Origin of the sequence: Nonomuraea mesophila (assembly GCF_004352805.1) — a bacterium.
In the GTDB taxonomy this organism is placed as follows: domain Bacteria; phylum Actinomycetota; class Actinomycetes; order Streptosporangiales; family Streptosporangiaceae; genus Nonomuraea; species Nonomuraea longispora.
The window spans coordinates 1-19,435 of record NZ_SMLD01000174.1 but is presented as its reverse complement, the minus strand read 5'-3'; the positions used below and the strand labels follow the sequence as shown (position 1 = coordinate 19,435).

Annotated in this window: 19 protein-coding genes and 1 pseudogene; 8 read left to right on the top strand and 12 right to left on the bottom strand. The window is 69.8% G+C overall.

What is annotated here, in order from left to right; translation table 11 throughout:
* Nucleotides 1-38 precede the first annotated feature (38 nt).
* Together E1295_RS39790 and E1295_RS39785 are read right to left on the bottom strand one after the other, a co-directional pair.
* Nucleotides 39-527, bottom strand: coding sequence for a GNAT family N-acetyltransferase (locus E1295_RS39790; RefSeq protein WP_132639102.1), 489 nt, complete (start codon nucleotides 525-527; stop codon nucleotides 39-41).
* Nucleotides 524-2,080, bottom strand: a complete 1,557-nt coding sequence (locus tag E1295_RS39785; RefSeq protein WP_132639100.1) for an NsdA family TPR-like regulatory protein — start codon at nucleotides 2,078-2,080, stop codon at nucleotides 524-526. Before E1295_RS39785 ends, E1295_RS39790 begins: the two co-directional genes overlap by 4 nt.
* Nucleotides 2,081-2,352: 272 nt before the next feature.
* On the opposite strand from E1295_RS39785, the gene E1295_RS39780 reads away from it, so the two are divergent.
* From E1295_RS39780 to E1295_RS39765, 4 genes and pseudogenes are all read left to right on the top strand, one after another.
* On the top strand, nucleotides 2,353-2,637 hold the full coding sequence (locus E1295_RS39780; RefSeq protein WP_132639098.1) for a hypothetical protein: 285 nt from the start codon (nucleotides 2,353-2,355) through the stop codon (nucleotides 2,635-2,637).
* A 554-nt stretch (nucleotides 2,638-3,191) separates the two neighbouring features.
* Nucleotides 3,192-4,052, top strand: a complete 861-nt coding sequence (locus tag E1295_RS39775) for a mechanosensitive ion channel family protein (protein ID WP_246080911.1) — start codon at nucleotides 3,192-3,194, stop codon at nucleotides 4,050-4,052.
* Nucleotides 4,053-4,095: 43 nt separating this feature from the next.
* Nucleotides 4,096-4,470 (top strand): annotated as a pseudogene (locus E1295_RS39770) (globin); the annotation flags it as partial.
* A 24-nt stretch (nucleotides 4,471-4,494) separates the two neighbouring features.
* The gene (locus tag E1295_RS39765) at nucleotides 4,495-6,003 is read left to right on the top strand and encodes a glycoside hydrolase family 13 protein (RefSeq protein WP_132639092.1); all 1,509 of its coding nucleotides are present in this window, start codon (nucleotides 4,495-4,497) and stop codon (nucleotides 6,001-6,003) included.
* Here the strand turns inward: E1295_RS39765 and E1295_RS39760 are convergent.
* From E1295_RS39760 to E1295_RS39750, 3 genes are read right to left on the bottom strand one after another with little or no spacing between them, the layout of a single operon-like run.
* Complete coding sequence (locus E1295_RS39760) at nucleotides 5,998-7,161, bottom strand: MFS transporter (RefSeq protein ID WP_132639090.1); 1,164 nt, start codon at nucleotides 7,159-7,161, stop codon at nucleotides 5,998-6,000. The two genes, E1295_RS39765 and E1295_RS39760, sit on opposite strands and share 6 nt — an antisense overlap.
* Nucleotides 7,158-7,586 carry an acyl-CoA thioesterase gene (locus E1295_RS39755; protein WP_246080909.1) on the bottom strand — a complete coding sequence of 143 codons (429 nt, stop codon included), beginning with the start codon at nucleotides 7,584-7,586 and terminating at the stop codon, nucleotides 7,158-7,160. Before E1295_RS39755 ends, E1295_RS39760 begins: the two co-directional genes overlap by 4 nt.
* A 14-nt stretch (nucleotides 7,587-7,600) precedes the next feature.
* Complete coding sequence (locus tag E1295_RS39750; protein WP_425465389.1) at nucleotides 7,601-8,989, bottom strand: MFS transporter; 1,389 nt, start codon at nucleotides 8,987-8,989, stop codon at nucleotides 7,601-7,603.
* A gap of 112 nt (nucleotides 8,990-9,101) precedes the next feature.
* Between E1295_RS39750 and E1295_RS39745 the strand changes: the two genes are divergently transcribed.
* Entirely contained in the window at nucleotides 9,102-10,001 is a 900-nt protein-coding gene (locus E1295_RS39745; RefSeq protein WP_132639086.1) for an SDR family oxidoreductase, read from the top strand.
* Between the two features lies 1 nt (nucleotide 10,002).
* Nucleotides 10,003-10,827 carry a MaoC/PaaZ C-terminal domain-containing protein gene (locus E1295_RS39740; protein WP_132639084.1) on the top strand — a complete coding sequence of 275 codons (825 nt, stop codon included), beginning with the start codon at nucleotides 10,003-10,005 and terminating at the stop codon, nucleotides 10,825-10,827.
* Here E1295_RS39740 and E1295_RS39735 read toward each other — a convergent pair.
* Nucleotides 10,814-11,425, bottom strand: coding sequence for a TetR/AcrR family transcriptional regulator (locus E1295_RS39735; protein ID WP_132639082.1), 612 nt, complete (start codon nucleotides 11,423-11,425; stop codon nucleotides 10,814-10,816). The genes E1295_RS39740 and E1295_RS39735 overlap by 14 nt on opposite strands.
* Nucleotides 11,426-11,533: 108 nt before the next feature.
* On the opposite strand from E1295_RS39735, the gene E1295_RS39730 reads away from it, so the two are divergent.
* Entirely contained in the window at nucleotides 11,534-12,688 is a 1,155-nt protein-coding gene (locus E1295_RS39730) for an acyl-CoA dehydrogenase family protein (RefSeq protein ID WP_132639080.1), read from the top strand.
* Between the two features lie 113 nt (nucleotides 12,689-12,801).
* Here the strand turns inward: E1295_RS39730 and E1295_RS39725 are convergent, their stop codons facing one another.
* Genes E1295_RS39725 through E1295_RS39715 form a run of 3 tightly spaced genes read right to left on the bottom strand, consistent with a single transcriptional unit; the run spans nucleotide 12,802 to nucleotide 14,902 of the window.
* On the bottom strand, nucleotides 12,802-13,929 hold the full coding sequence (locus E1295_RS39725; protein ID WP_132639078.1) for a thiolase C-terminal domain-containing protein: 1,128 nt from the start codon (nucleotides 13,927-13,929) through the stop codon (nucleotides 12,802-12,804).
* Complete coding sequence (locus tag E1295_RS39720; RefSeq protein ID WP_132639076.1) at nucleotides 13,926-14,333, bottom strand: Zn-ribbon domain-containing OB-fold protein; 408 nt, start codon at nucleotides 14,331-14,333, stop codon at nucleotides 13,926-13,928. Before E1295_RS39720 ends, E1295_RS39725 begins: the two co-directional genes overlap by 4 nt.
* 56 nt (nucleotides 14,334-14,389) lie before the next feature.
* Nucleotides 14,390-14,902: a VOC family protein gene (locus E1295_RS39715; RefSeq protein ID WP_166427642.1), complete on the bottom strand. Its 513-nt coding sequence runs from the start codon at nucleotides 14,900-14,902 to the stop codon at nucleotides 14,390-14,392.
* A gap of 93 nt (nucleotides 14,903-14,995) precedes the next feature.
* Between E1295_RS39715 and E1295_RS52280 the strand changes: the two genes are divergently transcribed.
* Complete coding sequence (locus E1295_RS52280; protein ID WP_342775949.1) at nucleotides 14,996-15,709, top strand: helix-turn-helix domain-containing protein; 714 nt, start codon at nucleotides 14,996-14,998, stop codon at nucleotides 15,707-15,709.
* On the opposite strand, the gene ettA is transcribed toward E1295_RS52280, so the two are convergent.
* The 3 genes from ettA to E1295_RS39695 all read right to left on the bottom strand — a co-directional run bounded on the left by ettA (nucleotide 15,681) and on the right by E1295_RS39695 (nucleotide 19,036).
* On the bottom strand, nucleotides 15,681-17,345 hold the full coding sequence (ettA, locus tag E1295_RS39705; RefSeq protein WP_132639071.1) for an energy-dependent translational throttle protein EttA: 1,665 nt from the start codon (nucleotides 17,343-17,345) through the stop codon (nucleotides 15,681-15,683). The genes E1295_RS52280 and ettA overlap by 29 nt on opposite strands.
* 99 nt (nucleotides 17,346-17,444) lie before the next feature.
* Nucleotides 17,445-17,642, bottom strand: a complete 198-nt coding sequence (locus tag E1295_RS39700; protein WP_132639069.1) for an imine reductase family protein — start codon at nucleotides 17,640-17,642, stop codon at nucleotides 17,445-17,447.
* 146 nt (nucleotides 17,643-17,788) lie between these two features.
* Entirely contained in the window at nucleotides 17,789-19,036 is a 1,248-nt protein-coding gene (locus E1295_RS39695; RefSeq protein ID WP_246080905.1) for a GGDEF domain-containing protein, read from the bottom strand.
* Nucleotides 19,037-19,435 lie beyond the last annotated feature (399 nt).

The window sequence follows — 19,435 nt, the reverse complement described above, 5'->3', positions numbered from 1 at the left end:
GCCCCGGAGGGGGTGGGGCCGTCGGTCGAGCGGGGAGGTCAGCGGTCGAGGGGCACGCCGGGATTCAGCAGTTTCTCGACGTTGACCACCACGAGCGCGCCCACCTTGTGCCGGGAGAGCTCGCGCCACCCCTGGCGCGCGTAGAGCGCCAGCGCGGCCTCCTGGTTGAGCGTGGTGTCACCTCTGACGCGCTCGAAGCCGAGCTCCACGGCACGCTGCTGCAGGGTGACGAGCATGGTCTCACCGTAGCCACGCCGCTGGACGTCGGGATGCACGCGCAGCCGGCAGATCTCGGCCGTGCTCGTGTCGACGGGTTTCAGCCCGCCCATCGCCACCACCCTTGAGCCGATCTCCCCGACGAGGAAATCGCCACCGCAGGCCAGGTAGATCTCCTGGATGCGGGGGAAGTCGTCGTCGTAGTAGACGCCGTCGCCGGGCACCAGGCCCACCTGCGCCAGGCAGATCTGGTGGAGGGAGAGGACGGTGTCGAGATCGGACCAGCGGTAGCGCCGGATCTTCAGTTTCATGCGCCCCCCTTCAGCTGGGCTCGCGAGCGCCGCAGCTCGGCGTAGTAGTCCTCCAGCCCCGGCGCGTCGGCGTCCCGGGCCGCGATCGCCTGTCCGAGCGCCATCGCAGGCCGCACGATGAAGTCGGTCAGATATTCGTCGCTCACCAGGCGCAGCGCCTTGACGCCGATCGCCACCGCCTCCTTGACGTCGCCGTCGATCAGCCGGCACTGGGCCTGGTCGAGCCTGATGAGCGTCTGGTCGAGGATGTGGTCCTGGTATTTGGTGAGCGCCTGGCCGAGCACCACCTCCGCCTCGATCGTCTGACCGAGCTTGGTGAGCACGTCGCCCTGGTAGAAGTAGAGCTGCTTCTCGGTGTAGCCGAAGGCGACGTCTTCCTGGTCCTCGCTCTTGAGGTGGGAGAAGGCGTTGCGCGCCCTCGACAGCGCGCGTTTGGCCTGGTCGACGACCTCTTTCTTGCTGTCGCCCCCCGACATCATGGCCAGCGCCCTCGCCTCGACGACCGGCGCCATGGCCTGTGCGGCGCACGGCATCGAGCCGGCCAGGTCGCGGCTCTTCTTGGCGAGGGTGAGGGCCTCACGGGCGTCGCCGAAATAGAGGGGGACGAGCGACTCGCGGGCGGTGATCCAGGCGCGCAACGCGCGGTCGCCGGTCTCGTCGGCCGCGGTGCGCCCGGTGCGGAAGAACGAGCGGGCCAGGCGGTGGTCGCCGAGGTTGATCATGATCATGCCGCTCAGCCCGGACAGCTGGGCGGCCATCCTGCACAAGCGTTCCTGCAGGTCGATGGGCTGGCGGCGGGACATCGCCGTACGGACCGCGCTCAGTTCGAGCAGCACGTCGCACAGCAGTCTTAGGGGGGCCGTCGTCGTGTACTGGCGGCCGAAGCTGATCGTCGCCTCTTCCCACTGGTCGAGCATCGCGGCGGACACCGTGGCCGAGACCAGCGTCTCGTCCATCCGCCGCCTGATGCCCTCACACGCTCCGAGCACGACCCCGTCGAGAGCCTTGTTGAGGTTGGTGTCGGTGTGCAGCAGATTTAACATCGTGCGGCGCAGGATGTTCTCGTCCTCCTGCGCCTCGGGATCGGTGACCATGGGCTGGAGGTTGAGCTGGCGCTCGGTCGGCAGCAGCGGCGGTTCCTTGGCTTCGGAGCCTCCGAGCGCTCCCGCGGCCCGGTTCGCGTGACCGTGGCCGCAGATGCACGGCCCGTCGTAGCCGAGCGCCGCCGGCTCGACGCGGTAGACGGTGCAGAGGTAGTGCAGGTATTCGGGCCCGGGGCGTTTCAGCCCGCTCTCGTACGCCGAGAGCAGGGTCTCGCCGATGCCCGGGGTGGGTTTCGAGTCGCGCTCGAACAGGGCTCGCACCTGCTCGATGACGTCGGCCAGGGCGATCCCGTAGGACAACCGGTGCGCCTTGATGCGGGTGGTGCTGAACTGTGACGCGCAAGCCTCGTGGATCTCATCCGCGATCTGGGCCGAAGTGCGCCCGGCGGCAAGGCCCTTGGCCCTGACCCGCCGGGCGATCTCCGTCTCCCTGTGCTGTCTGCCGGACATCCCGGCCCCTTCCAAGCAAGTCTCGACCGGTCCGCAACTGGTGACTCAGCGTAGCCCTCAGATTGCTGTGCGCCTACCCATGACTATGAACCAGAGACGACACGTTTGAAAACGCCCTGACACAGCCTACGGTTAAGGATCGTCCTCCCCGGGACTGTTTCTTATATCCCTTGGGAGAAGAGCAACTCCCTGTAGCCACACAAGCTCGTTGCGTTCGCCGTTGACATGAGACATGTTTGGCCCACCAGCGGCGATCGTAGGGAGGACGAACGGTGGGGGACGACGACTTCGAGCACCTGGAGCGGCTCGTATCCGAACTGGGCGCTCATGGCTTGCTCGCACGAGTGGTCCAGAACCAGAGCGGTCGCAGGTTCGTACGCGTCATCAATCCGAACGCGACGAGCCTGTCCGAGAACGTCACCTGCAGACCGGCCACTGTGTCCGATATGCCGGATTGGTGGTATTGCTGGTCCTGGGGCGAACGGATGCACACGGCCGACGACCCGGCCGGTGCCGCGACGAAGGTCGCCCGCGTGCTAGCCGCCGTGGTCGAATGACCGACGCGGTGAGCCGGGTGGAGCGCAGCCACCGCGGCGCACCGCAACCACGGCGGCCTCACAGGGCCGGCGGAGTGACCGGTGCGGAGGGTTCCACGCATGTGGGGTCCTGGTCACTCCGCCGGTTCTGGCCTCACACCTGACCGTGCCGGCACGGCCCGCACGCCGTGCCCGCGAAGCCACCCTCCCGGTCCGCCGGAAGGGTGTTGGGGGGGATCCCTCCCGGAACCGGTAAGGGACAAGCTTCCGGGTGCCTGTCCCTTGCCGAGCCGTCCGTCATCGGAGCGTCCGCTCTCTCCCTCCGCGGCCCAGAGAGCCGGCGGCCCCGTCTTCCCCGGCGTGATGTGACGGCGGGCGGTTCGGTCGGCGGTATTTTGGATCGCAACGGTCCAAAGAGCCCGGCCGAACCGCTTCTGGAGGGGGATCCACCTTTGTTACTGCTGGCGCCGTCGCCATCCGCTCCGCCGTCGAGCGGGCTTCCGGACCCGGAGAAGGTGGTCCAGGACGTGACAGGGGTCTGTACCAAGGACCCTGTGTGCTCTAGCCTCGTCGGGATGTTCGACAACGCGGCCTGGGCACCCATCGTGGCCAGCGCGATCGTCATCGTGCTGATCGTCGTGCTGGCGCTCGTCCTGCGCAAGGTCGCGCACAAGATGATCACGCGGCTGGTCCATCGCACCGCCGCCAAGAGCTCGATCACCCGCAGGTTCCGCAAGAGCGCCGCCACCGACGGCATCGACGCGCTGCTCCACGAACGCAGGAAACAGCGGGCCGAGACCATGGGGTCGGTGCTCAAGCACATCGCCTCGATCGTCATCCTGGGCACCGCGGTGCTGACCGTGCTCGACCGGCTGACGATCCCCATCGCTCCCCTGCTGACGAGCGTCGGCATCCTCGGCGTGGCCATCGGTTTCGGCGCGCAGGAGCTGGTGAAAGACTTCATCGCCGGCATGTTCATGCTGCTCGAGGACCAGTACGGCGTGGGCGACGTGGTCGACGTGGGCGCCGCGATCGGCACCGTCGAGGCCGTCACCCTGCGCATCACGAGGTTGCGCGACGCCGACGGCCGCGTCTGGTACGTCCGCAACGGCACGATCACCAGGGTCGGCAACGAGTCACAGGGCTGGTCGCGGGCCTACGTCGACGTGCCGGTGGCCTACGACGCCGACATCGTCACCGTGCGCGTTCTGCTCGAGCACCTGGCCGAGGAGATCTGGGCCGACCCCGAGCTGCGCGAGAGCAAGATCGTGGAGCAGCCGCAGGTGTTCGGCGTGGAGCAGCTCTCCGACAGTTCGGTGGTGTTCCGCATCACCGCCAAGACGCTGCCCAACGAGCAGGCCGAGGTGGCCAGGGAGCTGCGCATCAGGGTCAAGACGGCACTCGACGACGCGGGCATCCCCATGGTCGCGGGGTGAGCTCGATGCACCACCACCCCAGGCACACCATAGGCTGGTGAACGTGACTGAGACCTCCTTCTACGACGCCGTCGGGGGCGAAGAGACCTTCCGGCGTCTCGTGCAGCGCTTCTACGAGGGGGTCGCGGAAGACCCGGTGCTGCGGCCGCTCTACCCCGAGCCCGACCTGACCGGAGCCGAGGATCGGCTGCGGGGTTTCCTGATCCAATACTGGGGCGGCCCCAAGACCTACAGCGAGCAGCGCGGGCACCCTCGCCTGCGCATGCGCCACATGCCGTTCGTGATCGGCGAGACCGAGCGCGACGCCTGGCTGCGGCACATGCGCGACGCGGTCGACTCGCTCGATCTGCCGGAGGAGCTGGAGACCCGGCTCTGGGACTATCTGGTCTACGCGGCCCACAGCCTGGTGAACACACCCACCTGACGGGGCATGACACGCCACATGGATATCCCCTGGTGGCGTGACGCCGTCGTCTACGAGATCTACGTCCGCAGCTTCGCCGACTCCTCAGGAGACGGGGTCGGCGATCTGGCGGGGGTGCGCGAGCGCCTGCCCTACCTGCGGGAGCTGGGGGTCGACGCCGTCTGGCTGACGCCGTTCTACACCTCTCCCATGGCCGACGGCGGTTATGACGTCGCCGACTACCGCGACGTCGACCCGCTGTTCGGCTCGCTCTCCGACTTCGAGGCCCTGGTGGCCGCCGCGCACGAGCACGGGCTGCGGGTGATCGTGGACATCGTGCCCAACCACAGCTCCTCCGCGCATCCCTGGTTTCAGGCGGCGCTGCGCGGCGAGGGGCGCGAGCGTTACCTCTTCCGCGACCGGCCCAACAACTGGCAGTCGACCTTCGGCGGCTCCGCCTGGACGCAGGTCGAGGACGGCTCGTACTACCTGCACCTGTTCGCGCCGGGGCAGCCCGACTTCGACTGGCGCAACCCCGAGGTGCGCGCGGAGTTCCTCGACATCCTGCGGTTCTGGCTGGACCGCGGGGTCGACGGCTTCCGCATCGACGTGGCGATGGGGCTCTACAAGGCCGAGGGGCTGCCCGACATCGGCGACCAGTCGTTCAAGGCGGTCTCCCCGATATGGGGGCAGCCCGAGGTGCACGACGTCTACCGCGACTGGCGCAGGGTGCTGGACGGTTATCCGGGCGAGCGCATGGCCGTGGGCGAGGTGTGGACCGACAGCCTCGAGGACCTCGCGCTCTACCTGCGGTCCGACGAGTTGCACCAGAGCTTCAACTTCGCGTGGCTGCAGGCGCCGTGGTCGGCGACGGCGTTCAGGAAGGTGATCGACGACACGCTCTCCAGCGTTCCGTTCGCGACGTGGGTGCTGTCCAACCACGACGTCGTACGCCACCGCACCCGCTACGCGGCCGGCGACCCCGCCGCCGGGCTGGCGCGGGCGAAGGCGGCGGTGCTGACGATGCTGGCGCTGCCCGGCTCGGCCTACCTCTACCAGGGCGAGGAGCTCGGGCTGCCTGAGGTGACCGACCTGCCCGACGAGGCCAGGCAGGACCCGGTCTTCTTCCAGTCGAACGGCGAGCTGCCGGGGCGCGACGGATGCCGGGTGCCGATCCCGTGGACGGTCGATCCGCCCTCCCACGGGTTCTCTCCCGGCGCGGCGCCGCCGTGGTTGCCGCAGCCGGCGGCGTTCGCGGAGCTGAGCGTCGAGAAGCAGGAAGGGGACTCCGGGTCCACGCTCGAGTTCTACCGCAGGGTCCTGGCCTGCCGCCGTGACCTGGTGCGATCCATTCCTTATACGTTGGAGTGGCTGAAGTCTCCCGAGGGTGTGCTTTTCTTCACCCGCGGGCCGCTGATCTGCGCACTCAACTGCGGCGACCGGCCGGTACGCCTGCCGGAGCACGACGAGGTGCTGCTGGCGAGCGGGCCGCTGCGGGGCGACCTGCTGCCGCCCGACACGGCGGCGTGGTTGAACCGCGCGTCATAACCGCTCGCCGTCCTCGCCGTGGGAGGGGATGACGGGCAGCGAGAGCAGCGCGCCTCCCAGCCCCGCGGCGAAGGCCGCCCAATACCCGACGTTGGTGATCAGCACGCCGGCCAGCGGCGTGGCGACGACGGAGACGACGTTCTGGAGGGTGTTGTGGGTGCCGAGCACCCGGCCCGCCCAGGTCGGCCCGGCCAACTCGCCCGCCGTCAGGTAGGCGAGCCCGTTGCCGGCCACGGTCATCACCGCAGCCACGGCGAGCATGGCGGGACCGAGCCAGGTGCCGGAGAGCGTGCCGGCCACCAGCAGCGCCATCACACCGAGGTTGCAGACCGTGATCAGGAGCAGGGGCCGCATGCGCAGGCCGACCCGGTCCGACCAGCGACCGGCCACGATGCGCACGGCGGCCCCGGCGATCGCCGCCACGCCGAACAGCCGGCCGGCCGCCACCTCGTCCCATCCGTACAGGCGTACGAGGCAGGTCACGCCGTACGTGCTGACCACGATCTGCGGGACGACGTGCAGGGCGCTGGTGGCGTGCACCCGCCACAGCGCCGGCTGCCGGTACGGCGAGCCGCGCGGCACGGCGCCCGCCCCGGTGATCGCGCGCGGCGGCTCGGCCAGGAAGAGCGCGGCCAGCGCGGCGGCCAGCAGGCTCACGCCGGCGCACACGGACAGCACGCCGGCCAGGCCGTACGCCTGCGCGATGGGCGGCAGCACGAACGCCCCCATGGCCATGCCGAGGGTGAAGGACACCTGGCGCAGCCCCATGGCGAGGCCGCGTTCCGGCGGCTCGAACCAGCGCAGCACGATGCGCCCGCCGCCGACCATCGCGGCCGAGCCCGCGGCGCCGGCCAGGGCCAGCAGCCCGATCACCGCCCACACCCGGCCGGCGACCGCGGCGGCGGCGAACAGCACGGCGGCCAGGCCCACGCCCGTGCCGAGGATCAGCCGTTCGCCGTGCCGGTCGGCCAGCGCTCCCCAGGCCACGAGAGCGATCAGGATACCCATCGCGGGAGCATTCGCCATGATTCCCGCCACAGCCAATGGAACCCCGAAATGTCGCTCAATTTCAGGGATGACGAGGGGCAGGCCGAACAACCCGAGCGTGACGCTCGCGTGGGCGTTGACGCCCAGGGCCAGCATCACCCAGCGTTTCATGCCGAGAAACGTTTGAGGTACGCCAGTTCGCTCTCCGACAACCTGCGCGGAGCGGCCCGCTCCACGTCGTAGGCCGCGATCACGGACTTCGCGGTGACGTACACCGCGTCGTCGTCGCGGATCTCGTAGGCGAGGGTGAAGCGCACCCGTCTGATCTCCGTCACCCACGTCTCGACGCGCACCGGCTCCGCGCGGAAGCCCAGCGGGCGGCGGTAGTCGATCTCGTGCCGGGTGACCACCAGGCCCTTGAACGGCTCGTCACCCGCGTTGTGCGGATCGATGTGGAACATGCCGAACCGGGCATCCTCCAGATAGTCGAGGAAACGCACGTTGTTCACGTGCCCCTGGGAGTCGACGTCGGCGAATCTCACCGTTCGGAGGTAGAGGTGGCGCTGGGCCGGGGTGCGTTCAACCACGTCAGTCACCGTACCCGGCGGGGTCAGGTGGCCTTGCGGCGGGCCAGACAGGCCAGCACGGTCAGCACGGAGACGGTGGCCATGGCGGCGAGCGCCCAGCGGTAGCCGGTCACGAGCTGCTCGACCGCGCCGCCGTTCAGGTGGGAGAGGGTGCCCGCGAAGACCTGTTCGTGCAGCGCGGCGGGGAGCGGCGCGGTGATGATCGACAGGACCAGGCCGGTGCCCACCACGTTGCCCGTGTTCTGCAACATCAGCCGCATGGCGTTGACGATGCCGAGCCGCGCCGAGGGCAGGCCGTCGAGGATGGCGGTGGTGTTGGAGGGCATGAACACGCCGGAGCCGAGGCCGATCAGCACGAGGCCCGCCGCCACCGCCGCGTACGGCATGGTCGAGGACATCACCCCCAGCATGACCACCAGCCCGCAGGTGGTCACCGAGGCCCCGGCCAAGGCCAGGGTGCGGGCGCTCATGAGGCGCTGCAGGAAACCCGAGGCCACCGACGCGGTCATCGCGGCGATGGCCAGCGGCAGAACCTTCAGCCCGGCCTGTACGGGATCGTCCCCGCGCACGGCCTGGAAGTAGAGCGCGACCAGGAACACCATGCCCATGCGGGCGACGGCGTTGAGGAACGAGGCGAGCGTGCCGAAGGAGAAGGCCCGGTCGCGGAACAACCCCAGGTCGACGACCGGGTGGGCGGCCCGCCGTTCCCTGGCCACGAACAGCGGCAGCCCCGCGGCGAAGCAGACGAGCCCGGCCAGCACCACCGGGTGCCCCCAGCCGAGCCGGGTGAACTCCGACAGCGCCAGCAGCAACCCGCCCAGGGTGATCAGGACGAGCAGGCTGCCGGGCAGGTCGAGCCCGCGGTCGCGGTTGTCGGGTACGGTCCTGCGCAGCACGACCGCGCCCCACACCAGGCAGATCACCCCGATCGGTACGTTGAACCAGAACACCCAGCGCCAGCCGAGACCGTCGGCGAGCACCCCGCCCAGGGTCGGCCCGATGAGCCCGGCGATCGAGAACGAGGCCACGTAGACCCCCATGCCCTCCCCCAGCCGTTCGCGCGGGAACGCGTCGCTGACCAGGGCGGCGCTGTTGGTGAGCAGCATGGCCGCCCCCGCCGCCTGGACGACCCGCATGGCCACGATCACCCACGCGTTCGGCGCCATGCCCGCGAGCAGCGCGGCCACGGTGTACGTCGCCAGCCCGATCAGGTACAGCCTGCGCCGCCCGAACAGATCGGCCAGCCGCCCGAATACCACCATGAGCACGGTCGTGGTCAACTGGAAGCCGAGGAGGATCCAGCCCGCGGCCGTCGCGTCGGCGTGGGTGTGCCTGGCGATCTCGGGCAGGGCGACGTTCATCGCGCTGCCGCCGAGACCGGTCAGCACGCTCGCCAGGCTGACGACCGACAACGTGCGCCACGCATGCCCTAATTGGGTCGCAGCCGGCAAGGGCCTGTCCTTTCTAGATTTTGATACTAGAATTCTATTCGCATCGGTAGCGGGTCAAGGAGCGAGGTGTCGGATGGGCGGAATCGTCGAAGGCCGCGTGGTGATCGTCACAGGAGCGGCCAGGGGCATCGGGCGGGGGCACGCGCTCGAGTTCGCCAGGCAGGGGGCGAAGGTGGTGGTCAACGACCTGGGCGCGGAGGTCGACGGCACCGGCTCGTCCGGTGCCGCCGCCGAGGTGGTGGCGGAGATCGAGGCCATGGGCGGGCAGGCCGTCGTCAACGGCGAGGACGTCTCCGACTTCGACGGCGCGCAGCGGCTGATCCACTCGGCCGTCGACCACTTCGGCGGTCTCGACGTGCTGGTCAACAACGCGGGCATCCTGCGGGACCGGATGCTCGTCAACATGACGGCCGAGGAGTGGGACGCGGTGATCCGGGTGCATCTGCGCGGCACCTTCGCGCCGCTGCGCCATGCCGCCGCCTATTGGCGGACCAAGGCGAAGTCGGGCGAACCCGTGGATGCCCGGATCATCAACACCACCTCGTCCTCCGGCATCTACGGTAACCCGGGGCAGGGCAACTACGGCGCCGCCAAGGCCGGCATCGCGGGGCTCACCGTCATCGCGGCCAAGGAGCTGGAGCGCTACGGCGTGACCGTGAACGCCGTCGCCCCCGCCGCGCTGACCCGCATGACCGAGAACCTCATGCCCGCCGGCGTCACCGGCGCCGACCCCGACGACATCGCGCCCCTCGTGGTCTGGCTCTCCAGCGCCGAGGCCCGTGGCGTCACCGGCCGGGTGTTCAACGTGCGGGGGGGCGCGATCAGCGTCGCCGAGGGCTGGCACGCCGGGCCGGGCGTCGACAAGGGCTCCCGGTGGGACCCGGCCGAGCTGGGCGGCGTCATCCCCGCCCTGGTCGACAAGGCCGCGCCCAACGCCATGACCAACGGCCGCATCCCCGGACAGGAGGACTGACATGCCGCTCGACCACTCCATCGTCGGCGTCGAGGGCCCGGCCCACGAGCGCACCTGGACCGCCAAGGACACCATGCTGTACGCGCTCGGCGTCGGCGCGGGCACCTCCGAGCTGGAGTTCACCACGGAGAAGGGGCAGCGGGTGCTGCCGACGTTCGCGGTGCTGGTCGCGCAGTCGACGGGGCGGCGGCTGGGCGACTTCGACCCGGCCATGCTGGTCCACGCCGAGCAGGGCTTCGAGCTGCACCGGGAGCTGCCCCCGGCGGGCGGCGTGCGGACGACCTCGAAGGTGACCGGCATCTACGACAAGGGCTCGGGCGCGCTGGTGACCTCCGAGGCGCGGGCCGTCGACCTCGACACGGGCGAGCCGGTCATCTCCAGCCGCAGCGCGCTGTTCATCAGGGGCGAGGGCGGGTTCGGCGGCGACCGGGGGCCGCGCGACGTGTGGGCCGCGCCGGACCGCGCGCCCGGCCACAAGGTGACCTTTCCGACGCTGCCGGAGCAGGCGCTGATCTACCGCCTGTCCGGCGACCGCAACCCGCTGCACAGCGACCCGGAGTTCGCCGCCAGGGCGGGCTTCGACCGGCCGATCCTGCACGGACTCTGCACCTACGGCGTGACGGGCCGGGCGCTGCTGCACGCGGTGGCCGGGTCGGACCCGAGCCGGTTCCGGTCGATGTCGGGGCGCTTCACCAGCCCGGTCTTCCCCGGGGAGTCGCTCACGGTGTCGATCTGGGCGGACGGTGAGGACGTGTGCTTCAGGACCGCCAAGGACGACGGCACCGTGGTGATCGACCGCGGCCGCGCCACCATCAGTCGTCGGTGAAGTCCTTGAGGGGGTCGAGGCGGCGGATCAGCTTCATCGCCGCCTCGATGACCTCCCTGGCCTCCTCCTCCGTGTCGGAGGTGGCCACCTCGCGGGCGGCCTCGCCGATGATGCTGGTCAGCACCGCCACGGTGAACCGGGCGAGCGCGTCGCCGCCCGCTCCGAGCAGCACGGCGTTCTGGCGTACCCACTCCCTGCCCCGCGTGCGGCGCAGCAGCTCGAACCCGGGCGGCCCGTCGCCGTCGATGAACAGCCTGACCAGGTCGCGCCGCTCCCACGCCCCGTCGAGGTAGGCGCGGGCGCCGGCGATGAGCAGCTCGACCGGGTCGTCGACGCCGGACGTCCTGGCCTTGGCCACGCTGGCGGCCGACGCCTGCTCGTGGGCGGCCTGATGGTCTTCGTAGAGGGCCAGGAAGAGCTCGGTCTTGCCGCCGAAGTGATGGTAGAGGCTGCCGACGCTGGAGCCGGCGCGGGCGACCACCTCGGCGACGTTGGACTCCGCGAAGCCGTGCTCGCTGAAGACCTCGCGAGCCGCCTGCAGCATGCTTTTGCGGGTCTGGGCCGTACGGCTCCACTCCCACGAGGACTTGCGTGCCATGCGATCATCCTAGCGCGCCCAATTCTAGAATTTCATTCTTGACAGGCGGCCCCCACCGGCTAGAGCCTCTTCCTAGAGAAACATTCTAGAAAGTCTCAGGAGGCGGCCGTGGACTTCTCGCTCACCACCGAGGAACGTCAGATCCGCGACACCGTACGGTCCTTCGTGGAGAGGGAGGTCATGCCGCTGGAGCCCGAGGTCCTGCGCAACGAGCGCGAGGGCCGCCCGGCGCTGGACGCCGACGTCCTTCGCGACCTGCGGGCCAAGGCCAGGAAGTCGGGCTTCTGGGGCATCAACACCCCCGAGGAGTACGGCGGCGCCGCCCTGGGCCCGATCATGTCCGCGATCATCGCCATGGAACTCGGCAGGACGTTCGTGCCGTTCTCGTTCGGCGGCAGCGCGGACAACATCCTCTACGCCGGCACCGACGAGCAGAAACGCCGCTACCTGATCCCCACGATCGAGGGCGAGCGCCGCTCCTGCTTCGCCATCACCGAACCGGGCGCCGGCTCCGACGCCCGCAACATCCGCGCCCGCGCCGTCAGGGACGGCGCCGAGTGGATCATCAACGGCGAGAAGACCTTCATCACGGGCGGCAACGAGGCCGACTTCGTCATGGTGTTCGCCGTGGCCGAGCCGTACGGCGTCACGTGTTTCCTCGTGGACCGGGACATGGGCTGGCGTTCCGAGCCGATCCCGACCATGGGGCAGTGGGGCCCGGCCTCGCTGGTGTTCGAGGACGTACGGGTGCCGGAGGAGAACATCCTGGGCGAGCCCGGCAGGGGCTTCGAGCTGGCCATGGAGTGGATCGGGCAGGGCCGCTACATGATCCCCGCCAGAGCCATCGGGTCCGCCGAGCGCATGCTGCAGATGGCCGTGGACTACGCCAAGATCCGCCAGTCGATGGGGCGGGCCATCGCGGAGTACCAGGCCATCCAGTGGATGATCGCCGACTCCCAGGTCGAGATCGAGGCGGCGAAGTGGCTGACGCTGTACGCGGCGTGGCGGGTACGGGAAGGGCTGGAGGCGCGGCACGCCTCGTCGATCGCCAAGCTCAACGGCGCCGTGATGGCGAACCAGGTGGTCGACCGGGTGCTGCAGATCCACGGAGGCATGGGGTACACGAAGGAGCTGCCGATCGAGCGGTGGTACCGGGAGCTGCGGCTGCTGCGCATCTTCGAGGGGACCGACGAGATCCAGCGGCGTACGATCGCGCGTAACCTGATCAAGGGCCACGCGAGGCTCGGGCTGATCGGGGAGTGATCGCGGCGCCCCAGGCCGCAGCCCGGTCTCCCTACGATGGAGGGCGGCGGGCGGCCGCGCCGGCTCCACCCGGATGGGACGATGGCCCGCGGGGATCGACAGGCAGCCAGGGATCAGGGGAGGCGGTTGGCGAGGACCAGGGTGGCGGCCGAGGCGAACATGCCGCCGTTCCCCAGCACCACGCTGACCTCCGCCCCCGGCACCTGGGCCGCCGCCTCACCGCGCAACTGCCGTACCGACTCCTGGATGGCGAACATCCCGTACATCCCGGTGTGCGTGTAGGACAGGCCGCCGCCGTTCGTGTTGAGGGGCAGCCGGCCGCCCGGCGACGTGTGCCCCTCGGCGATGAACGCGCCGGCCTCTCCCCTGCCGACGAACCCCAGGTCCTCCAGGCCGTAGATCGGCACGTGGGCGAAGGCGTCGTACACCATGAGGTGGTCCACGTCGTCATGGCCGATCTTGGCCTCGGCGAAGGCCGCCTCGCCCGAGAGCCGGAACGCCTTCGAGGTGGTGAAGTCCTCCATCTGCGAGATGATCGGGGACTCCGCCGACTCCCCCGAACCCAGCAGGTGGACCGGCGGCCGGCGGGACCGCTCCTCCGAGGTGACGATCAGGGCGCCGCCGCCGTCCGTCACCAGGCAGCACTCCAGGAGGTGGAACGGGTAGGCCACCATCCGCGAGGCGAGCACGTCGTCCACCGTGATGAGGTCGCGGTAGAGGGCCCGCGGGTTGAGGTGGGCCCACCGGCGCTGGGCGACGGCCACCTCCGCCAGTTGCTCGTGGGTCAGGCCGGTCTCCTTCATGTAGCGCAGGGCTGTGATCGTGAACGACGTCGGCGGCCCCACCACCCCGTACGGCAGCTCGAACTGGCCCGGCAGCGAGTCGGGACCCTGCCCGTACCGGCCGGCGCCCACCCGTGACCTGCCCGACTCGCCGTGGGTGATCAGCACCGTACGGCACAGGCCCGCGCGGATGGCGGCGGCGGCGTGGCGTACGTGGAAGAGGAACGACGAACCGCCCACGCCCGTGCCGTCCAGCCAGAGAGGGGTGATGCCGAGGGCGTGGGCGATCTGGATCGGGCCCGGGGTCCCGACCGTGGCGACGCCGTCGATGTCGTCCTTCGTCATGCCGGCGTCGGCCAGCGCGTTCCTCGCGGCCTCCAGGTGGAGTCGCATGGTCGAGTGGCCCGGCAGGCGGCCCAGCTCATCGGTCTCGGCGGCACCCGCGATCACGACGGTCATCCCGGGCCTCCGGCGGGCTCGAAGAGGGGCACGTGCACGTCTCCCCGCTGCTCGAACACCACCCGCAGCTTCATGTCCAGCAGCAGGTTCTCGGGCGTGCTGGGAACGCCCACGATGTTGCTCATCATGCGCACCCCCTCCTCCAGCTCGACCACCGCGATCGCGTAGGGGGCCTCGTCCTCGAAGCCGGGGGCGGGCCGGTGGTTGATCACGTACGAGTAGAGGGTCGCGCGGCCGCTGGCGCGGACCCATTCGACCTGGTCGCCGCCGCAGTGGGGGCAGTTGGGCCGTGGGTAGAAGTAGTGCCGCGCGCACGTCTGGCAACGCTGGATCCTGAGCTCGCCCGCGGCAGTGCCGTCCCAGAACGGCTGGGTCTCGGGCGTGGGCTTAGGTGCCGGCTTCAATCGGCCTCCCCAATCTGGTTCTAGAATTTCACTCTAGATCCACCGCCGGCACCCCTTCAAGGGCTCGGTACGCCGTCACCGTTCCTGCCGTGGCCCGACAGCACCTCCTCCAGCGACGGGCGGGGCTCGTCAGGCAGGCGCGGTCCCGGCTGGGCGAGCTGGATCAGCACCCCATGCGCCTCCTTCGGATGCAGGAACACCTCCCGCCAGCGCGGGTCGGCCGTGTTGAGGCCGTGCAGCCGGTAGCCGCGGGCGGTCAGCCGGGCAACCGCCGCGTCCAGGTCGCGGACATGAAAGTTCAGATGGTGAACGCCGCCCCGTCCCCTCGTGAGCTCGAAGAAGCTGTCGAAGAACGTCGAGCCGGCCAGGGGCTCCATGAGCTCGACCTTGCCGCCGTTGGCATAGGTGAGCTGCAGCGTGCGGTAGCCGGCCGTCCTGTGGTCGCCACCGCCGCCCTCGTGCCGGCCGCCCAGCAGATCGCGGTAGATCGGCAGCAGGTCCCTGATCCGGGGGGCGGCCACGGCGGTGTGGTCGAAGGACACGTCGAGGCCGTCGAGTTCCAGATCCAACGCGCAACTCCTTGGATGGGGCGATCCTAGAATTGCATTCTAGCGGGGGGATCTCCTGAGGCCCTGACGGGCTGCCGTCCCGGCCGGACCCTGGTGCGCACCGGCGACGCCCTGCTCGCCCCGGCCGTCACCCGGCGCCTGGTCGAGCGGTTCGGCCGCCGGGACGACGCCGGCCCTCCGGCCCCGCACCGTGACCTGCCGGAGCTGACCGTGCGGGAGCTGGAGGTGCTGTGGCTGCCGGCCACCGGGCTGAGCAACGTCGAGCTCGCCGAACGGCTGACCCTCAGCCCGGCCACGGTGAAGACCCACGTGACCCGCATCCTGGCCAAGCCCGGGCTCAGGGCCCCGGGCTCAGGGCCCCGGGCTCAGGGCCCCGGGCTCAGGGCCCCGGGCTCAGGGCCCCGGGCTCAGGGCCCCGGGCTCAGGGCCCCGGGCTCAGGGCTCAGGGCTCAGGGCCCCGGGCTCAGGGCTCAGGGAACGAGTGCACGCCGTCGTGCTCGCCCACGAGACCGGGCAGGTCTCCCCAGGCGCGACGTGACCGCGCAGGGTGTTCGGACACCTGTGCCGGCACCCCGCCAAGAACATCGCGATCATCGCATCGGGCCGATGCGGTGTCACCACCCGGACGGCCGACGAGCCCGCCGTAACGGCGGGCTCGTCGTGCGGGTCAGAGAGCGTCACCCTGGAGTGCACCGGCCACGGTCGGCGGGTGGCGTGACCTTGGCTGTGCCGTACCGGATGGAGTGTTTCCAAGGACCGATCCGGCCGAACGGACGGGTCAGTCGCGGTGGAGCTTCCGGTAGGTGACCCGGTGGGGACGGGCGGCGTCGGCGCCCAGTCGCTCGATCTTGTTCTTCTCGTAGTCGGCGAAGTTGCCCTCGAACCAGAACCAGTTCGAGCCCTCTTCCCACGCCAGGATGTGGGTGGCGATGCGGTCGAGGAACCACCGGTCGTGCGAGGTGATCACCGCGCAGCCCGGGAATTCGAGCAGCGCGTTCTCCAGCGACGACAGCGTCTCGGTGTCGAGGTCGTTGGTGGGCTCGTCGAGCAGCAGCACGTTGCCGCCCTGCTTGAGGGTGAGCGCCAGGTTGAGCCGGTTGCGCTCGCCGCCCGACAGCACCCCCGCCTTCTTCTGCTGGTCGGGGCCCTTGAAGCCGAAGGCCGCGATGTAGGCCCTCGACGGCATCTCCACGTTGCCGACCTTGATGTGGTCGAGCCCGTCGGAGACGACCTCCCACACGTTCTTGCCGGGGTCGATGCCGCCGCGGGTCTGGTCGGCGTAGGAGATCTTGACGGTGTCGCCGACCACGATGGAACCGCTGTCAGGGGTCTCCGCACCCGTGATCATGCGGAACAGCGTGGTCTTGCCGACTCCGTTGGGGCCGATGACGCCGACGATGCCGTTGCGGGGCAGGTCGAACGTCAGCTTCTCCATCAGCAGCCGGTCGTCGAAGCCCTTGGTGAGGTCGTCGGCCTTGATCACCGTGGTGCCCAGACGCGGGCCCGGCGGGATCTGGATCTCGTCGAAGTCGAGCTTGCGGTGCTTGTCGGCCTCGGCCGCCATCTCCTCGTAGCGCTGGAGACGCGCCTTGCTCTTGGTCTGGCGGGCCTTCGGGTTGGACCGCACCCACTCCAGCTCGCCCTCCAGGCGCTTCTTCCGCTTGATGTCCTTCTGCCCTTCGACCTTGAGCCGCTGGGCCTTGGCCTCCAGGTAGGTGGAGTAGTTGCCTTCGTAGATGAAGGGCCGGCCGCGGTCGAGCTCGAGGATCCAGCCGGCGACGTTGTCGAGGAAGTAGCGGTCGTGGGTGACGGACAACACGGTGCCCGCGTATTTCTCCAGGTGCTGCTCCAGCCACTGCACACTCTCGGCGTCGAGGTGGTTGGTGGGCTCGTCGAGCAGCAGCAGGTCGGGCGCCTCGAGCAGCAGCTTGCACAGCGCGACCCGGCGGCGCTCCCCACCGGACAGCTTGGTCACGTCGGCGTCGGGCGGCGGGCAGCGCAGGGCGTCCATCGCCTGCTCGAGCTGGCTGTCGAGATCCCAGGCGTTGCGGTGCTCCAACTGGTCCTGGAGCTTGCCCATCTCCTCCAGCAGCTCGTCGCTGTAGTCGGTGGCCATCTGCTCGGCGATCTCGTTGTAGCGCTGGAGCATCGCCATCGTCTCCGCGACGCCCTCCTGCACGTTGCCGAGGACGGTCTTCTCCTCGTTGAGCGGCGGCTCCTGCTGGAGCATGCCCACCGAGAAACCGGGCATGAGCTTCGCCTCGCCGTTGGACGGCTGCTCCAGGCCGGCCATCATCCGGAGCAGCGTCGACTTCCCGGTGCCGTTCGGCCCCAGGACACCGATCTTGGCTCCGGGCAGGAACGACAGGGTGACGTCGTCAAGGACAACCTTGTCGCCATGTGCCTTGCGCACGCGCTGCAGCGTGTAGATGTACTCCGGCATGCTCCCTAGCTTAGGGGCTCCCGGCGCAGGCTTCCGCCGCTCCCTCCACCGGCCTCCACCGACCTCCACCCGCCTCCGACGGGTGGAGGGAGCGGGCCCCTAGGAGAGTACGGCGAGGCGGGAGAATCCGGCCGCCCCGTGCCCGGCGTCGATCGCCCGCTGAACGGCGGCCCGCCCGGCGATGAGCATGCTGTCGTCCAGGCCGTTCGCCCGGAGGGTGTCGATCACGTCGTCGAGGATCGCCGCCGCCGAGACGATCGTGGAGGCGGGGTGGTGCGGTAGAAACCCGGGACGCACGCACCACCACCCATCCCACAACAGGAACCCGGGACACACGCCGCCACCCACCACCCCGCAACAGGGAACCCGGGACACACACCCCACCCACTCCCGCAACAGGAACCGGGGACACGCCCGTGCCACCAGCCGCTCCGGAACAGCGGTCAGAGGGCGGGGTCGTCGGGGAGTCGTCGGGGCGGCTGGACGACGGGCACACAGACGCGGTCGCGGCCCAGTTCCTTGGCTCGGTAGAGGGCCAGGTCGGCGGCGGCCAGCAACTCGATCAGGTCGTCGCCGTGCACGCCGATCAGCGCGACGCCGACCGAGATCGTGACCCTGATGAGGGTGTCGTCGGCGGGGATCGCCATGTGGCCGATGCGGGCACGCAGGCGCTCGGCGACCCGGCGCGCCTCGTGGCTGTCGGCGCCGGGCAGGAGCACGACGAACTCCTCACCGCCGAACCTGCCCACCACGTCGTAGTCACGGAGCTGGTTGCGGAGCGTGGCCGCCACCCCCACCAGCACCTGATCGCCCACCAGGTGACCGTGGGCGTCGTTGACGCGTTTGAAGTGGTCGATGTCGATGATCAGCAGCGCCAGGGTGTCGCCGGTGCGGCGGGCACGGACGATCTCCGTGTCGGCCTCGCGCTGCCAGGCGGCCGCGTTGAGCAGACCGGTCTTGGCGTCGGTGCGGGCGGCGGCCTGGAGCTGGGCGTGCAGGAGGCTGCGCTGCAGCAACACCACCGGCGGCAGCGCGAGGAGCAGCAGCACGAGGTTGACGCCGCACCCGATCGACACCGTGACGCCCAGGCAGAGCTCGACGATGTCGAGCAGCAGGCTCTCCTTGTTCCACAGCACCTCGCGCCAGGGCGTCTCGGGGTCGGCGGTGTGCGCGGCGATCGCGATCAGGAAGATGTTGAGCAGCGCGAAGAGCGCGGCCGCCCCCACCGCGTAGAAGATCGGCCCGCCGCCGCCCTGCGACAGCGCCCACGGGTCGTCGACGACATGGTGGAAGGCGAGGGAGGCCGTACACCCCGCAAGGCCGATCGCGGCCGAGCTGAACACCCGCCGGTAGAGCACCGTCGCCTTCACGCGCACCTGCAGCAGTATCTGCAGCACGATCGGCGAGAAGAGCGCGTAGACCGGCGGCAGCAGCAGCGCCACGGGCAGCCACCAGGCCGACAGCAGGTCTCGGGCGACACCGGAAGGCATGCCGAGGCGCCTGGTCGCCTCGATGCAGACCGCGCCGCACCCCATGAGGGCGCAGAACATCAGCAGATCGCGCCACCGCAACGTGGTGGACGCTCCGAGCCCCATCATCGCGATGAGGTCGAGACCGACGATCGCGCACAGATAGACCACGAGCGGGCGGCGTTGCCCGAGCAACGGCCATCGACCAGCTAGTTTTGACACACCGTCACGAGACTTGATCGAGGCGTGACCAGTCGCCGCCATCGCATCTCCTCCCTAACTAACGATGTGTAACACAATAATTGCGGAGTGTGCTTTGTGCGATGGGAACCCGATACGTTGATACGGACCACTCCCTCTCAGCCCATGAGCGGGCAGTGTTGTAGAGCCGTGCGGGAAAGGAGCAGCCATGGTGCGGGGCGTGACCTGGACCTGTCAGGTGTTCTAGCCACCTGATCAGAGCTACACTCCATCGGCCGCCCTCGGGGTGCCATTTCGGGCCACGCCGGTGCCCCCTCCCACTTCGCTCCGCCAGCCGCCTCCCTGCCTTCTCCCCCAGCGCCCGGCCCTTTGCATGCCCGCGAAACGGCTCCCACCGGCCGGTCGCAGCCACTCCGCATC

Coding starts and splice junctions, on each gene's coding strand:
- E1295_RS39790 (WP_132639102.1), bottom strand. CDS start 527: ATGAAACTGAAGATCCGGCGCTACCGCTGGTCCGATCTCGACACCGTC.
- E1295_RS39785 (WP_132639100.1), bottom strand. CDS start 2,080: ATGTCCGGCAGACAGCACAGGGAGACGGAGATCGCCCGGCGGGTCAGG.
- E1295_RS39775 (WP_246080911.1), top strand. CDS start 3,192: ATGTTCGACAACGCGGCCTGGGCACCCATCGTGGCCAGCGCGATCGTC.
- E1295_RS39765 (WP_132639092.1), top strand. CDS start 4,495: ATGGATATCCCCTGGTGGCGTGACGCCGTCGTCTACGAGATCTACGTC.
- E1295_RS39760 (WP_132639090.1), bottom strand. CDS start 7,161: ATGAAACGCTGGGTGATGCTGGCCCTGGGCGTCAACGCCCACGCGAGC.
- E1295_RS39745 (WP_132639086.1), top strand. CDS start 9,102: ATGGGCGGAATCGTCGAAGGCCGCGTGGTGATCGTCACAGGAGCGGCC.
- E1295_RS39740 (WP_132639084.1), top strand. CDS start 10,003: ATGCCGCTCGACCACTCCATCGTCGGCGTCGAGGGCCCGGCCCACGAG.
- E1295_RS39735 (WP_132639082.1), bottom strand. CDS start 11,425: ATGGCACGCAAGTCCTCGTGGGAGTGGAGCCGTACGGCCCAGACCCGC.
- E1295_RS39725 (WP_132639078.1), bottom strand. CDS start 13,929: ATGACCGTCGTGATCGCGGGTGCCGCCGAGACCGATGAGCTGGGCCGC.
- ettA (WP_132639071.1), bottom strand. CDS start 17,345: ATGCCGGAGTACATCTACACGCTGCAGCGCGTGCGCAAGGCACATGGC.